Origin of the sequence: Thermochromatium tepidum ATCC 43061, from assembly GCF_009664085.1 — a bacterium.
Lineage (GTDB): Bacteria > Pseudomonadota > Gammaproteobacteria > Chromatiales > Chromatiaceae > Thermochromatium > Thermochromatium tepidum.
This window is the reverse complement of sequence record NZ_CP039268.1, coordinates 2,725,314-2,741,349: the sequence shown is the minus strand read 5'-3', so window position 1 is coordinate 2,741,349 and position 16,036 is coordinate 2,725,314. Positions and strand designations below refer to the sequence as shown.

At 64.1% G+C, this 16,036-nt stretch carries 10 protein-coding genes; 5 read left to right on the top strand and 5 right to left on the bottom strand.

All coding sequences use genetic code 11. The annotated features are described in order from the left end of the window. The first annotated feature begins 103 nt into the window (after nt 1-103). Nucleotides 104-505: a hypothetical protein gene (locus E6P07_RS12670; RefSeq protein WP_153975940.1), complete on the top strand. Its 402-nt coding sequence runs from the start codon at nt 104-106 to the stop codon at nt 503-505. Here E6P07_RS12670 and recB read toward each other — a convergent pair. Then, nucleotides 498-4,289 (bottom strand): exodeoxyribonuclease V subunit beta, encoded by a 3,792-nt coding sequence (gene recB, locus E6P07_RS12665; RefSeq protein WP_153975939.1) that lies wholly within the window; start codon nt 4,287-4,289, stop codon nt 498-500. The two genes, E6P07_RS12670 and recB, sit on opposite strands and share 8 nt — an antisense overlap. A 113-nt stretch (nt 4,290-4,402) precedes the next feature. Further along, nucleotides 4,403-7,999, bottom strand: coding sequence for an exodeoxyribonuclease V subunit gamma (gene recC / locus E6P07_RS12660; RefSeq protein WP_211363126.1), 3,597 nt, complete (start codon nt 7,997-7,999; stop codon nt 4,403-4,405). Between the two features lie 141 nt (nt 8,000-8,140). On the opposite strand from recC, the gene E6P07_RS12655 reads away from it, so the two are divergent. Further along, nucleotides 8,141-9,256 carry a glycosyltransferase gene (locus E6P07_RS12655; protein WP_153975938.1) on the top strand — a complete coding sequence of 372 codons (1,116 nt, stop codon included), beginning with the start codon at nt 8,141-8,143 and terminating at the stop codon, nt 9,254-9,256. On the opposite strand, the gene E6P07_RS12650 is transcribed toward E6P07_RS12655, so the two are convergent. Then, nucleotides 9,220-10,599, bottom strand: a complete 1,380-nt coding sequence (locus E6P07_RS12650; protein WP_153975937.1) for an O-antigen ligase family protein — start codon at nt 10,597-10,599, stop codon at nt 9,220-9,222. The two genes, E6P07_RS12655 and E6P07_RS12650, sit on opposite strands and share 37 nt — an antisense overlap. Before the next feature lie 141 nt (nt 10,600-10,740). Here E6P07_RS12650 and E6P07_RS12645 point away from each other — a divergent pair, with 141 nt between their 5' ends. Together E6P07_RS12645 and E6P07_RS12640 are read left to right on the top strand one after the other, a co-directional pair. Continuing rightward, entirely contained in the window at nt 10,741-11,886 is a 1,146-nt protein-coding gene (locus E6P07_RS12645) for a glycosyltransferase (protein WP_153975936.1), read from the top strand. Continuing rightward, a complete protein-coding gene (locus E6P07_RS12640) occupies nt 11,864-12,649 on the top strand; it encodes a hypothetical protein (protein ID WP_211363125.1) in 786 nt (261 codons plus the stop codon). Before E6P07_RS12645 ends, E6P07_RS12640 begins: the two co-directional genes overlap by 23 nt. 38 nt (nt 12,650-12,687) lie before the next feature. On the opposite strand, the gene E6P07_RS12635 is transcribed toward E6P07_RS12640, so the two are convergent. Together E6P07_RS12635 and E6P07_RS12630 are read right to left on the bottom strand one after the other, a co-directional pair. Next, nucleotides 12,688-12,846, bottom strand: a complete 159-nt coding sequence (locus tag E6P07_RS12635) for a hypothetical protein (RefSeq protein WP_153975935.1) — start codon at nt 12,844-12,846, stop codon at nt 12,688-12,690. Between the two features lie 111 nt (nt 12,847-12,957). Further along, a complete protein-coding gene (locus E6P07_RS12630) occupies nt 12,958-13,800 on the bottom strand; it encodes an FHA domain-containing protein (protein ID WP_162008645.1) in 843 nt (280 codons plus the stop codon). Nucleotides 13,801-14,094: 294 nt separating this feature from the next. Between E6P07_RS12630 and glmS the strand changes: the two genes are divergently transcribed. Beyond that, nucleotides 14,095-15,927: a glutamine--fructose-6-phosphate transaminase (isomerizing) gene (gene glmS, locus E6P07_RS12625; RefSeq protein ID WP_153975933.1), complete on the top strand. Its 1,833-nt coding sequence runs from the start codon at nt 14,095-14,097 to the stop codon at nt 15,925-15,927. Nucleotides 15,928-16,036 lie beyond the last annotated feature (109 nt).

Below are 16,036 nucleotides of genomic sequence, written 5' to 3'. Positions count from 1 at the left end.
CGGGGAAGATAAGGTACAAAATGGCGGTGAGTATGTGTTGGCGGTGGCGGACTGGTCGAGAGTGAACGATGGAGGGCACGCCTCGAAACGGGATCGCCTGCAAATGACCCATGCCACGGATGTGGGCGACGAACTGCAAAGCAGCCTCCTGGTCAGTGCCGAGGATGGCGCGCCCTTGGGGGTGCCGGTGCAGGATCTGGTGACGGCCCAAGGCGTCTGGAGCTCGTGTGCCGACACGATCAGCCCCAAGGTGTCTTCGCCTCTGGACGAATTGAGCGAGCGGCTGAGTTGGCTGGAGCAGCAGAAATTCGGCCCCCGGTTGGTACATGTGATTGATCGCGAAGCGGATTCGGTCGGCCATCTGCGCCGCTGGACGCGCGACGGCCAGTTGTGGCTGGTGCGCGCCAAAGGGAAGATGAAATTGTGTAGATACCTATGCTCCCGCGGGCGGGAGACGGGCCTGCTCAGGCTGCCCGGATACCCTAACCATCACCAGTCTATTTAAGGGCCTGGTTAATAAAAGCTCCAGCAAAGAGTCGATCGAGCGACTCGATCAAAGCGCGCGGCGGGCGCTCCATGAACAGGCCCTGGCTTGCCGAGCTAGTGCCGCGCAGAAAGACATAGATGGCCCCGCCGAGATGGCGGTCATAGTCGTAGTCCGGCAGACGCGCCCGGAGCTGACGGTGCAGTGCCAGCAGATAAAGGACGTATTGCAGATCATAGCGCCGTTCGGTGATGGCCGCGCACATGGCCTCCTGGGTATAGGCGCTGTCGTCCTGGCCGAGCTGGTTTGATTTCCAGTCCAGCACGTAATAGCGCCCTTCGTGCTCGAACACCAGATCGATGAAGCCCTTGAGCATCCCGTTGAGTCTGGAGGCGACGAGCCTGGGCCGTTTGCGACCGGCGAGCGTGTGCTGGGTGATGAGCTGGTCGAGTCGACCCAGATCGATCGTGCAGCACTCGATCCAAAATTCAAGCTCGACCTGATAGCTGTCTGGATCCAGGTCAGCCAGTCGCAGCTGTGGAATCCTGCCATCGGGCAGGGCGAGCGCATCGAGGTGCCAGGTGCGGTCAATCAGTGTGGTCAGCCAGGTGTCGAGCGGTTCGATCCAATCGCCCAGTCCGCGCCGTGTGCAGCTCCTTTCGAGCATCTGGCGCCTTGACCCGGTCATGGCGAGGGCGCAGTCAAAGCCGTGTCGAGCCTGACTGCTCGCACGTCCGGCCCATTCCAGCAGTCCATGTAGAAAGGTGCCGTAGCGCGCGCCACTCGGGAAGGCATGCAGGCTACCTGCGGGCGAGTGCCTCTCCAGTGGGTTGTCTGGGTGCGATGCCTCCTCGAGCGCTGTCTCGTCGCTTGCCGTTTCCACCCTGTCTTCGAGCCGTTCAGATCCTAGGGTCTCGGATGGGTCGAGCGTCTCGGCCAACCGCGCGCCCCGACTCAGCGCCGAGTAACTACTGATCCACCAGGGGCGCGGGTACCACTCGGGTGCGGGGCGAGCGCCCTCGAGTTTAAGCGGCATCTCGGCCCGCAGACGGGGTGGATCGCCGGAGGGCAGCTCGATCAAGGTCAGCCAGGTCAGTGGCCGCAGTCGCTCGGCGAGATCGTCGCGAGCGGTCGCGACAGACCCACCTGCCGGCCTCTCACCCAGGTCGTTGAGGCCGAGCAGATAGCCGAGCGCCGAGTGCCTGAGGTCTGAGATCGCCCCCAACCCCAACCAATTGGCATAGCGTGCGCGCGTCAGCCCCACGTAGAGCTTGCGCAGGTCCTCGCCCAGACGCTCGCGGTCGGCCTGGGCGACGCGCGCCGGGTCTGCACTCAGATGCACCTGGAGCCGATGCTCGGCGTCGTGGGTCGTGAGTGGACGATCCTTGTCGCTGACGCGCCGACAGTCGGCGATGAATGGCAGGAACACCAAGGGATATTCGAGCCCCTTGGATTTGTGGATGGTGACGACCCGCACCAGGCGCGCGTCGCTTTCGAGTCTCAGTTGGCGCGCCTCCGGGGCCTCTCCCGTGGCCATGCGGCTGTCGGCGATGGCCTCTTCCAGAAAACGCACCAGGGCCTGTTCACCGTCGAGCGCCTCGCTGGCGCGCTGGAGCAGTTCGCCTAGATGCAATAGATCAGTCATTGTGCGCTCGCCGTCCGTGGTGGCGAGCAGACGCTCGGCAATCTGGAACTCGCCGATCAGACGGTAGAGCATGGGGAGGAATCCCTGACGACGCCAGCGCCCATTGAGGGCGCTCAGGCGCTCGCCCAGTGTCTCCCAATACAGATCGTCGTTGTTGAGCCGGTCCAGATCCGTCAGGCCCTGGGCGAGCAGGCGGGTGGCCAATGCCTGACGCATCAGCCGGTCGTCGAAGGGATCGGCGATGGCGCGCAGCAACACCGCCAGATCACGCGCGATCTGGGTGTCGAAGACATTGCCGCGCTCGGAGAGATAGACGCTGGCCACGCCGAGCCGGCGCAGTTCGGCGCGGATGGCCTCGGCCTCGGTGCGATTGTTGACCAGGACGGCCAGATCGCTGGGTTGGAGTGGACGTTCGCCATCCGGATCCAGCGGCAACAGGGCGCGTCCCTCCTGTCCGAGCCGCAACAGCTCGGCGATGGTGCGGGCGGCGGCCTTGGCGGTGCCTGCGCGATAGGCCTCTTTGTTCAGGGTGCCGCTGGGGCCGGGCGGGATGATCCAGGCCTGAAGCGGCGGACAGGGACGGCCGTCGATGGTCAGGGTCCGTTCGGACTGTGGGCGGGCTTGGGCCGGATGGAAGGGGACCGGGTTGCCCTGACCGTTCGGTTCGCGAAACAGGAAGGCGCCGTGCGTGGTGGTGCGCTCGCCGTGCTCGAAGAGTGCGTTGATCGCCGCGATCAGGTCGGTCGAGGCGCGATAGTTGACATCCAGGGTGTAGTGACGGCCCTGGGTGGCGGCACGCGCGATCAGATAGGTGTGGATGTCGGCGCCACGAAAGGCATAGATCGCCTGCTTGGGGTCGCCAATCATGAAGAATCCGGTCGCGGCCTGATTGGCCTGGATCTCGTAGATGGATGAAAAGATGCGGTACTGGAGCGGGTCGGTGTCTTGGAACTCGTCGACCAGGGCGACCGGGAACTGTCGGCGGATGGCGGCGGCCAGGCGTTCGCGGCCCTCGCCCTGGAGTGCCTGATCGAACCGGATCAGCAGGTCGTTCTGGGTCAGGATCGCGCCCTGATGCTTTTCGCGCTCGACGCGGCTTTTGATCCAGTGGACGGCGTGAGTCAGCAGATCCTCGGTGGGATCGGGCAGGCTGATGAATGTTTCATGCAGCTCGGCCAGCGCGCGGCAGGCTGGATGGTCGACCGGGGCCTTGTCCGGATCGTTCCAGATCTCGCCGATGGCCAGCGAGGACATCCGCTTCCAGGACTGGCCGCCGAAGATGTCGAGTTCGGTCTGATCCGGCGTCCCCAGCCAGGCCCGCAATCCATCCAGCACCTTGGCGCGGTGGTTTTTGTTGAGCGCGGTTTGCTTGAAGGCCTTGTCCTTGACGGCCTGCTCGAAGAGTCGCTCCAGGGCGCCGATATGATCCTGGGTGCGCCAGTCGGTCTTGAGCGTCGCGATCCTGTCTCGGCGGGTCTTGAGACAGCGTCCGACGCTCTCGTCCGGCGGGTCGGCGACCGGCGGCAGAGATTCGGCCAGGGGCAGCAGACCGCAGACCGCCTTGGCCAGATCCGATGGCTGCGACCACTGCTCCAGAACCGGCTCCAGATGCAGTGCGCTTAACCCCAGAACGAAGGTTCGCCAGTAGTCCTCAGCCGCCCGTTGCAGACGTTCGGCGTCGTCGTTCTCCAGGGTCTGCTCGAAGGCAGAGGCCGCGTCGAAGGCATGTTCGCGCAGCATCCGGTAGCACCAGGCATGGATGGTCGAGATGGCCGCCTCGTCCATCCAGTCGGCGGCCAGTTCCAGGCGGCGGGCGTGGTCGGCGAGATCGCTGTCGGCCAATTGATCCCGCAGGCCGAGCAGCCATGGATCGTTTGGATCGCGCGGTGTCTGAGCGCGAAAGACGGCGGACGCCTCCACCAACCGGCGCCGGATACGCTCGCGCAGCTCTTCGGTTGCGGCATTGGTGAAGGTCACGACCAGGATCTCAGGCGGCATGAGCGGACGCGGGAAGGCCGTCTCGCCGCCGTGTCCTAGGACCAGACGCAGATAGAGCATGGCCAGGGTGAAGGTCTTGCCGGTACCGGCACTGGCCTCGATCAGACGCGAGCCGTACAGGGGGACTTCGAGCGGGTTGAGTGACTGGATGGCGGCCTTCATAGACCCTCCACAAGGAAACCCGCGACTTGAGTCGCGGGAGGAAATGTTGGGGATGTGGTCAACCATGTTTGCTGCGTCTTACAATAAAGCCTTCGACTTCAGTCGAGGGTTGTTTACGCGTCTTTTCCTCCCGATGCGGAAAAGGCCGTGTGCAGGTCGGCATAGAGCCGATGTGCCCAGCGCGCAAACTCGCCCCCAGACCAGAGCGCCGCGAAGCCGTCGTACCAGCGACCGAGATAGGCGTTGTATTCGAGGTCCTGTTTGAGGGCTTGGGCGGACGCGCTCCAGGCCCTGAGTGACTCAGGCCGCGCGTCATCCTCGAGTGTCTCGGGTCCGCCCTGGTCGAGCCAGGCCATGCCGGCGTTGAGCGCAACCGGCAGCGGTCGCTGCATCCCCTCCCACCAGGCGAGGAGAAGGTCCTCAAGCCGAGCGCGCGCCTCATCGGCAGGCACGGGATCCAGACGTGCCTTGCCCGTGGGTGTCAGCAGCCGGGTCGTGACCGGCTCGCCGCCGAGCTGGGCGGCGAGATGCCAGACCCAGGCGCGCACTGTATTGCGCCACTGATAGTGGTTGTCCTTGGTCAGACCGCTGGCCTGCAAGATGATCTGACCGCGACCGCCATCACCCGCGCGCAGCCCGTCCAACATGTCTTCCAGTCCCAGCCGCCCGGAAGCTGTGATGACCTCCACGGCGATCGGGACCGGACGAGCAAGCGGTTGGGGCCATTCGGCCAGGGCCTCATCCCAGGCGGTGTACAGTGTGGGTAGATCGGCGCTGACCCTCTGCCCCAGGTGTTCGCCCAGGCTTCCGCCCGGCAAGCGTCCCTGGGCCTGGAGGCGCGCGATGCCGGCGTGCAGACGCTGTTTGAGCGTCGACACATCCAGCCCAGGCTCGAAGGTGCGCTCGATCAGGGCATCCTTGATCCGCCAGTCATCGAGACCCTTGAGACTGAAGGTCTCGACCTCGGGCGGGGCCACGACCTCGTCCGGCGCCTTGATCCGCAGCCGCTGCTCGAACAAGGCCGTGACCGGATCGCGCAGAAAGCGCTGGAGCTGATCGAGATCCAGCGACGTCTCGGGGCACCAGGGCGCGAGCCGTTCAGCGCCGACCTCGCTCATTCCCACGGGATCGTGCACCGCACGCCACTCGCGCGCATAGGTAAAGAGCAGTGGCGGGCGATCGGGCTCGAAATAGCGGCGCCCGAACGGTTGGAGCGGATGCACGCTCGTCAAATCCGCGACCAACTGGCTACCGTCGCCGCTGGGCGAGCGCCAGCCAGCGGCCAGATGGTCGCGCAACTGTCCAACCAACACCGAGGGCGGGCGCTCGCTGTTGTCGCGGATACTACGCCCAACCCAGCCGATGACCAGCTTCTCGCGCGCCGAGAGCAATGCCTCCAGAAACAGATAGCGATCGTCCTCGCGCCGCGAGCGATCACCGGGACGATAGTCGTTCGCCATGAGATCGAAATCGAACGGCACGCGCCGGCGCGGATAATCGGGCTCATTCATCCCCAACAACCAGATCTGACGAAACGGAATGGCCCGCATCGGCATCAGGGTGGCGAAACTGACCGCCCCACCCAGGAAGCGCTGACTGAGGCTCGTCTGATCGAGCCGGGCGAGGAAGGCATCGCGGAAGACCTCGAGCGCGATGGGCTCTTCAGCCAGCCCCCCCTGAAGACAGTCTGCCTCCCAGTCAGCGAGCGCGTGCAGGATGCGGGTGAGTGTGGAGCCATCGGATTCGTTCGACTCGGCGAAGAAGTCGTCCATCAGCCCACCGACCAGGGCGACCCAGTCAGATGGCGAACGCGGTTGGGTGAGAGCTCGCCAGGTCTTCTCCAGACGATCGAGCAGCTGCACCAAGGGGCCCAGCAACACCGCCTCCAGACCCCCGACCTCGTCGTGTGGCTCGACCCCGCGCCAGGGGCCGGCCCCACCACTGGCGAACCCGAGCAGCAGCCGATGCAGTCCGAAGCGCCAGGTATTGTGCTCCAACCCTTCCGGCAGTCCGAGGCTGGCGCGCTGTTCGCCATTCAGACCCCAACGTATATTGGCCCCCAGGATCCAGGCGCGCAGCTGTGGCAGATCGGTCTCAGCAAGCCCGAATCGCGCCTGGAGTGCCGGGATGTCGAGCAGATCGAGCAGCTCGCTGACCAGGAAACGCCTCTGGGGTAGATTCAGCAGATGTTCCAACCCGATCACCAGTGGATGGCGATGACGCTGGCCCTGATCGGCGATTTGGTACGGGATGTAGCGCCGGTCGTCCGGATCGAAACGCCCGAAGACGGCCTGGATGTGCGGGGCATGGACGGCGATGTCGGGCACCATCACCAAGACCTCGCGTGGCTGAAGTGGGCGATCGGTGCCCGCCGAACGTTCGAAGGCGTCGAGCAGACGATCGTGCAGGATCTCGATCTCGCGCTGTGGACTATGGGCGACGATGAACTCCAAACTGCGGTCGCGCTCGGGGTCGATGATGGTTTCTCTTTGCTGACGCTCGTGGAGCGGACGCAGCTCCAGGATGTCGTCCTGCAACTGATGCAGCAAGGAGTCGCTGCCGGGCGAGGCGAAGAGGTCGATCTTGAGACTGTGCGACTGAAAATAGGGTTCGTAACGGTGGCGATCGTCGTACTCATCGAGCAGCCGGAGATAGTCGCGCCCCTGTTTGCCCCAGGCCGCGAGCAGTGGGTGACCATAGAGATGGAGCTCGCGTTCGTCGGGCAGATCCGGCACCTTGCGCGCCGTCTGGCGCCGATAGGGACGGCGAAACAGGTCGCGACCCTCGATGAGATCGCCCCAATAGTGTCGGCAGGGGTTGAGCGCAAACACCATCACCTGACACAGGGGGGCGATCGCCTCCAGGACCTCCAGCATCTGGCACGGCAGCGAGGATACACCGAAGACGATCACCCGCCGCGGCAGTCCAGCCGATCGCCGCTCGGTGAGGCGCTCCGGGCTGAGGTCTTTGCCCTGATCGATCCGTTTCAGAAAGGATCGGTGGATCTCGGCCCGGCTGGCATATGAAAGCGGCGGCGCGTTCAGGCCATACGCATCGCGGACGTCCGCCTGCACGGCACGCCACAGGACCGGCTGCCAGGACTGACCGGCTGGGATCGGGTGGCGCTCGCCCCTGGGACCGGTCAGATGATCGCGACCCTGACCCCAGTCCTCCAGCCAATCGGCACGATAGACCTGATACTGATCGAAGAGATCGGCGAGCCGTTCGGCGAGTTGATAGCGCCGGCGTGGCATCTCCGCTTCATCGACCGCCAGAAAACTGCGCAGCGGGGCAAGCGCCTCGAGGGCATCCTCGCTCGTCTGGTGCGGTATCGACTCCAGAAGGCGTTCGAGCAGGCGATACAGCCGCCAGGTCAGGGGCGCCTTGTCGAAGGGGGAGGTCTCGGGCAGCTCGCCGAGTATGGCGCGGTAGACGCGCCAGACGAAACGGGCCGGCAGGATCAGATCGAGCGCAGCGGCGATGCCAAGCCCGCCCGCGGTCGCGTCGTCTGTGGGCGTTGCGGCCAGGGCGAGTTTGAGCCACTGCGCCATCCCGTTGCTCTGGACCAGGATGGTTTCGGGCTCGAGCGGCGCCAGTGGGTGACGGCGCAGCCAGGCAACCAGGAGCGCGCACAGATCTTCGAGCCGGTTGCCCTGAATCAACATGAAACCGGTCGGCCAGTCCGACAGCGACTGCGACCTTAACGGCATACTATTGACCGCTCCAAACAGATTTGGGCGCCGCTGAGCCTGGCCCGGGCCGGCGTCGAGTTGACACCCTCCCGGTCCTGAATGGCGTGGTGTGGTGCGCACCGGGTCACTGAATGTCCGAGCCAATAAAATCGCTGCCACATGTCTTATCCCACTCGCATCGCCTGTTTTTTCTCAACTTCCGGTCATAGCGGTGTCGATCGGCTTGCGCGCCATCTATTGCCGACACTGGTTCGGCGCGGTTACCGGGTCGATCTGCTCAAGGTCCGCGAGCATGGACCGCATCTCGAACACTCTGACCCGGCGCCGCGCATCGTCGATCTCGGGACGGCGCATACCCTGCTGACCCTGCCGGCCCTGGTGCGCTATCTACGCCTTGAGCGCCCAGCCGTCATGCTCTCGGACAAGGATCGCGTCAATCGGTTGGCACTGGCGGCACGCGCCCTGGCCGGGACGCCGACACGGCTGATCCTGCGTTCCGGGATCACCATCTCGGTGGATCTGGCCGCGCGCGGCGTGCTCGACCGCTGGATCCAGCGCCGATCGATGGGCTGGCTCTATCGCTACGCCGATCGGGTGCTGGTACCCAGTCTCGGTGCCGCCGCCGACATGACAGACTATACCGGGCTTCCGCCTGTCTTCATCCAGGTCGTGCCCTCGCCGGTGGTGCCAGCGCATCTGTTCGAGGGACAGCTGCCGGTACCGGATCATCCCTGGTTTGCGCCCGGACAGCCGCCGCTGATCCTGAGCGTCGGTGAACTTTGCGCGCGCAAGGACTTCGCCACGCTCCTGCGCGCCTTCGCCCGGCTGCGCGCCCGCCGCCCGGCCCGACTGATGATCCTTGGCGAGGGGCGCCATCGCGCACCTCTGCTCGCTTTAGCGGCGAGCCTTGGGGTCGGAGAAGATTTCGCGCTGCCCGGTTTCGTGCCCCAACCCTATGCCTATATGGCCCATGCTGCGCTCTTTGCCTTCTCCTCGCGCTGGGAAGGGCTGCCCTTCGCCCCAGTCGAGGCGCTGGCGGTCGGGACACCCGTGGTCTCGACCGACTGTCCGAGCGGTCCGCGCGAGATCCTCGATGACGGGCGCTATGGCCGCCTGGTGCCGGTCGGCGACGATGCGGCGCTGGCCGAGGCCATGGCTGCCACCCTTGATGCCCCGCTGCCGCGTGAGGAACTCCAGCAGGCGGCGCGGCGTTTCGAGATCGAGTCTGCGACCAGCGCCTATCTCGAGGCCATGGGATTGCCGGCCTGGGCCTGAGCACCAGAGCGAGACGTGCCTGTGCCGCGACTGAGTCCATGCAGGGTACCGGCGACCAGGATCCAAAAGAAGATCCAGTCGGTGTGCACGACACGATAGTTGAACAGACACCAGATCAGCATGAAGACAAAGGCGACCAGATAGAAGCGTCCGAGATCAGCGGGCAGGTGTCCGGCACGACCAGACCTGAGACCAGAGCGCGCGAGCCCCCAGATCAGGGCCGCGATCAGGATCAGACCGACGAGGCCGAACTGGACCAGGATCTCGGCATAGGTGTTGTGCAGATGTGGCAGCCAGTGGTCGTGGTCGAACAGCGCCTCGGGACGTCCGCTGGCGGCGATCAGCTCGCGACTGGTGCCCGCGCCCCAGCCGAACCAGGGTCGCGCGCTCCAGGTCTCGCGCGCAAACAGCAGGGCCTTGAAGCGCAGTCCCACGGGATCGGACTCCAGGGCAGATGTCTCGCCGCGCGCGATGTCGATCAGTGTGCCCCTGTGTTCGCTGAGGCGCTTGTGAAGGGTCTCGGTCTGCACCAGCAGTCCGCTGATCAGCGCCAGTCCAATGACAATGACCAAGGCTGCCGGCCCATAGCGACGTCGTCGCGCGCGCATGGTATCGCCCGCAGGGTGCGCGTACCCGCGCCATTCGAGGATGACCAACAGCGTCAGGGCGCCAAGAAAGGCGAACCAGGAGCCGCGCGACTGCGATAGCAACAGCCCCTCCAGCATGAATAGCAGCCACAATGACCAGAGTATCACGCCCAGCCAACGCGCCCAGCCCGACGCGAAGCGTCTCCAGAACGCCTGACGCAGGACGATGAGTCCGAGCGCGCCAAGCCCGGTGAACATGCCGAAGGCGATCGCCGGCAGATAGGATTCGAACCGGGTCGAGAAGAACGCGGGGCCGAAGTTCGCCCAGTCGATCTTGCGCAGCACCGCGAGCGTAAACCCCAGCGCGGCGAGCAGCAGCAGTCCGCGCACCCGCTCGGGCTGTCCGGTGCACCAGTGGGCGAGCGGGATGAAGAGCATCAGCTTGAGCCAGTTTCCGCCGCCGTCGAGGATGGTCGCTGCCCGTTCCGCACTGGGCGCCATCCAGGCCAGAGCGAGGCTGTGGACGACCAGAAAGACGATCAGGATCAGGCTCAGCCGCACGACTGGATCGCGTCCAAGCACAGGCCAATCCGGACGATTCAGGACGAAGGCCAGGGTCAGGAGCGCCAGGCCAAGCGTGGCGGGTGTGGTCCCAAGCCAGGCGAAGGCCGCGAATAGATAGAGTCCGAACAGACCGAGACGCTCCACGCCATCTTGGGTCGCGAACGGAAGCGAGCGGTCGAGTGTCGATGACATGCAGGGATTCTCGCGGGATGGCGGATGGGGAGGGCGCTGGAGCCGCTATAATAGTGCGCCTCGCCTGGTTTGTGGACGCCAGGCCGTCAGCCCTTCAGGCTCAACGCGGCCCGCGCCGCCTGTGGATGGAGATCCGTCGCCGTGTCAGCCGAATCCGCGCCCGCCGCCGTGTTTGGGCGTTCACGTCCCATCTGTCTGTTTCTGCCGAGCTTTGGCGATGGCGGCGTGGAACGCATGATGGCCAACATCGCCCGCGGCCTCGCCGAACAGGGTTTTGCGGTCGACTTCGTGGTCGGTCCGCCCGACGCGCCCTATCTGGATACGCTGCCGGCGAGCGTGCGTCTGCATCCTCTGACCGAGCGCGACCGGCGCGCGCGTCGTCGTTTCCTGCACGACTATGTCGAACGTGAGCGCCCGGCGATCGTGCTCACGGCCAAGACCGACGACGATCGGGTCGCGCTCGCCGTCAAGGCCGCTCAGTCCGGCGACACGCGCTATTTCCTGCGTCCGGGCACCACCCAGTCCGAGCGCTGGAACGCGCGCAGGCGCAATCCGCTCAAGCGCTGGTGGGAGCGGCGTCAGTTGAGTGCGCTCTACCAGCGTGCCGACGGCGTCATCGCCGTTTCGCGCGGCGTGGCCGAGGATATCGCCGCGATCACCGGTCTGCCGCTCGATCGCATCCGGGTCGTGCGCAATCCCAACATCACCCCGGAGCTGGAGCAGAGCGCACGCGCGCCGCTCGATCATCCCTGGTTCGCGCCCGGTGAGCCGCCGGTGATCATGGGGATCGGGGGGCTAAGGCTCCAGAAGGATTTCACGACGCTCATCCGTGCCTTCGCCCTGGTGCAGCGGCAACGTCCATGCCGGCTGCTCATCCTCGGCCAGGGACGCCAGCGTGCGCGGCTTGAGCGGCTGGCGAAAGAATTGGGTGTCAGCGGGGGGGTCGATCTGCATGGGTTCGATCCCAATCCGTATCGCTTCCTGGGGCGTGCGGGGCTGTTCGTGCTGTCCTCGCGCTGGGAAGGCTCGCCCAACGCCCTGACCGAGGCACTGGCACTCGGCGTGCCCGTGGTCGCGACCGACTGTCGCAGCGGTCCGCGCGAGATCCTCCAGGGCGGGCGCTATGGTCCATTGGTTCCGGTCGGCGACGTCGAGGCGCTGGCGCGGGCCATGGTGCAGACCCTGCGCGAGCCCCTGGCACCGGAGATCTTGCGTGAGGCGGTGAGCGACTATCGGCTCGATGTCAGTGCACGGGGGTATCTCGATGCGTTCGGTCTCGCTCGATGAACCAGGGCCTCCCTGGCGGCTGATCAAGCAGTTCTTTCTGCTGTTCTTCCTGGCCAGTCTGGGTCTGGCGATCTGGAGCCATTGGAAAAAGGATCAATTCCCGCCGCCTGCGTTCTATGCCCTCGAACGGCTGGTCGAGCCGCGTCAGACGCGCACCCTCACCGAGCCGTTCGAGATCGAGGCCGAGGGCATTCGTTATCGCATCGAGCCGCAGTTCGACTACGAACTCGACGGCGTGGTGGTCAGTCTGCACGACAGCGACGTCTTCTGGGACATCTACCACACCAAGGACTGGCAGGACTTCATCAACATCCGCGACCTGTGCGTGGTCTGGGGCGAGAATGTCGCCCGCGGTGTCTTTCGCGCCATGCACTACAAAAACAGCACCTGGACCTGTTGGGTCTCGACCGAGGATCCGCAAGCGGCGCGGGATTTTGCTTGGAATCAACTCTCCAACAATCATTTGCTCAGTCATGTCGGCCTCGTGCAAAAGGCGATCAAATCGGCCGAGGTCGGCGACCAGATCTATCTGCGTGGTCAGTTGGCCGCTTATTCACACGCTGGCGGCTTTCGGCGCGACACCAGCATCACCCGCGACGACCGGGGGAACGGCGCCTGTGAGACCATCCATGTCGAGGACTTCCAGATCGTGCGCAAGGCCAATGCCGGCTGGCGCCTGACCCACAGGCTTGCCCTGTGGGTAACCCTCGTCGGCCTGCTCGGGCTCACCTGGGTGTTTCTCTTTGAACCCTATCGCGCTTGAGCGATTTCGGGCCTCGGAGCATGTAAAGAGGCTTTAGACTAGAAAAAGATGGCATCGAAACGACCGGCGGCTGGAAACTCGACCTCGCGCCTGTCGGCCTGGATGCCTTCCATCGGTGGGCAGGCCCCTGTAGCCAACTCCAGCATGGCCTGACAGAATCGACCCCCACCGTCCAGCCGCGCTCGATGAAGGTCCACGCCACGGGCTCACCGACCCCGCAGCCGAGATATCACAGCGCGCCGTCGCTTAGCCCCTCACACTAAACCGCTCCCCCGCAAGCGGGGCGAGTGAGTTTGATCCGTGTTTCCTCAGGTAGACCTCCTATCAATTACAAAGAAGACCATTAAAACACCACCTAAATTGATTTCATCCCGATGATTCAGTAGCATGGAAGGCATCTGGGAACCATTGACCAAGACAGGGTTTTTTGAGCTTTTGTTTTCTATGCGCCATATACCGAATTCATAAATCAGTTCGGCGTGATGGCGGCTGACTCCGGGGTCTGTGAATTGGATCTGCGCCTGGTGATCGCGTCCGATAGTCCAGCGTTGCTGATTGGCTGTGACGGCAAGACAAACAACACGAGATTTCTCGGCTCCGGACAGAACGACCAAGGCTGCCGCATTGTTTGGGTCTTGCTGGCATCTGGTCAGCAAAGCCTCGACCGCCCTGGAACTGGCGCGATGTCTTGAGGCTCCTGAGGTAACGTCTTCGCCCTCATTCACCCAACCCGGCGGCGTCGGAAATTTTTCACGGATGATGGTCTCTCCACCTATTGAAATCACCTCCTCGACGAATGAATTTTCAGCCTCCTTCAACACACCGGACAGGTTTTGCATCAGAACCGTTTCGTTGGGATCCTTTTCGACCATAAGGCAGAATGAAATCGTGCCTAGAGTGATCACATCCCCCGGACGGATCTGAGTCTCGCGGGCTATGCGTTGGTTGTTGACCGCGGTGCCATTGGTGGACCCTAGATCTTGCACGGTGACCCCCTCAGGCGTTACCCGAAATAGTGCGTGGCGCCGTGAGACATTATTGTGCGCGACTATACCATCACAGTTCGACCCTCGGCCCACAACGTATTCTTTCTGTTGCAGGTGAAGCGTTGTATTACCATCAAGGGACTTCAGTATGAAAGTGTTCGTCACGTCATTATCACTTTTCAATTAAATGACACGGAAAACCCTAGACTACTTTTTAGTCATTGCGAAGCGTCGTCAACGTTCGGCAGGTCACTTGTTGACGTGCGCGTTCCGGATCCCAGTGTAGTTCCTGAGACGATGGATCTGTAGTGCCGCGTGGCGAGGCGGCGAGTGCATGGGTGCATCCAGCCCTGACCTGCCCGAGCTACCCAAAGGGGTGGATCGAGTGGAATCGATTTACAGCCCGCTGTCGACTGACTAGGCTGTCAACCCTATTCGAATCAGGAGCCTCCTGTCATCATGTGCGGAATCGTCGGTGCCATTGCTCAACGCCCGGTCGCAGCCATCCTGTTGGAAGGGTTGCGCCGGCTCGAGTATCGTGGGTATGACTCGGCCGGGCTGGCCGTGCTCGGCGATTCGGGTCGGCTCGAGCGGCGGCGCACGCTCGGCAAGGTCGCGCGCCTGGCCGAGTTGATCGCCGCCGATCCGGTGTCGGGCACGCTCGGCATCGCCCATACGCGCTGGGCGACCCACGGCGAGCCTGCGACCCACAATGCACACCCCCATCTCAGCGGGGAGCGCTGTGCCCTGGTCCACAACGGCATCATCGAAAACCACAACGAGCTGCGAGACCAGCAGCGGGCGGACGGCTATGTCTTTACCTCGGAAACGGATACCGAAGTCATCGTCCATGCCATCCATGCCGAACTGAGGCGCGGACTCAGCTTGGTCGAGTCCGTGCGCAAGGTCAGCCAGCGTCTGCGCGGGGCCTATGCGCTGGGCGTCATCGATGCCGCTGATCCCGACCACCTGGTCGCGGCACGCCACGGCAGTCCACTGGTGATCGGGGTCGGGTTCGGCGAGCATTTCATCGCCTCAGACGTCTTTGCGCTCCTGCCGGTCACCAATCGCTTCATCTTCTTGGAGGATGGCGACCTGGCCGAGCTGAGCCGTGATCAGGTCCGTATCTGGGATCGGTCTGGCCGGCTCGTCGAACGCCCGCTCAGGCTCTCCACGGTCTCACCCGAGCTCACCGAACGCGGTCCCTATCGGCACTATATGCAGAAGGAGATCTTCGAGCAGCCGCGCGCCATCGCCGACACCCTGGAAGGGCGTCTGATGGACGATCGCGTCCTGCCGGAGATCTTTGGGACCCAGGCCGCTGGGCTCTTCGCCGAGGCGCGGGCCCTGACCATCGTGGCCTGTGGGACCAGCTTCCATGCCGCCCTGGTGGCGCGTCACTGGATCGAGGGGATCGCCGGTCTGCCGTGTCAGGTCGAGGTGGCGAGCGAGTATCGCTATCGGCGGCATATCGTCCCCGAGCGGGCGCTGTTTTTGACCCTCTCGCAGTCGGGTGAGACCGCGGATACCCTGGCGGCACTGCGCCGTGCCAAGGACTTGGGCTATTTGGCGACGCTCGCCATCTGCAATGTGCCCGAGAGCTCACTGGTGCGCGAGTCGGATCTGGTCTTTCTCACCCATGCCGGGCCCGAGATCGGGGTGGCCTCGACCAAGGCCTTCACCACCCAGTTGGTGGCCTTGTTGCTCCTGACCATCGCGCTCGGACGCTTCCACCAGCTGGATGCGGCGACTGAGTCCAGGCTGGTCGCCTTGTTGCGCAGCTTGCCGGGGCGGATCGATGAGGTGCTGCGACTCGATGCGACCATCGCCGCGCTCGCCGAGCGTTTTATCGACAAACAGCATGCGCTCTTTCTCGGGCGTGGCGAACACTACCCGATCGCCATGGAGGGTGCGCTCAAGCTCAAGGAGATCTCCTATATCCACGCCGAGGCCTATGCCGCAGGCGAGCTCAAACACGGTCCCCTGGCCCTGATCGACGAGCAGATGCCAGTGGTAGCCCTGGTGCCCAACAACATCCTGCTCGCCAAGCTCAAGTCCAATCTGGAGGAGGTGCGCGCCCGGGGCGGTCAGCTCATCGCCTTCGCCGATTTCCAGGTACCTTTGGAGGAGACCAAGGGCCTGACGATCGTGCGTCTGCCCGAAACCGATGATCTGATCGATCCGCTGATCTTCAGCATCCCGCTGCAGCTGCTGGCCTATCATGTCGCCGTGCTCAAGGGCACGGATGTCGATCAGCCGCGTAATCTGGCCAAGTCGGTGACCGTGGAATAGTCTCGACGCTTGGAAGACGAGGACTTTTGCCCGGAGTGTGACGGGGTTGGCAAACAGACTTGGCCCAGGTTTCTAAACTTGACTCTCGGTAAACCGCCTCTCGAATCCG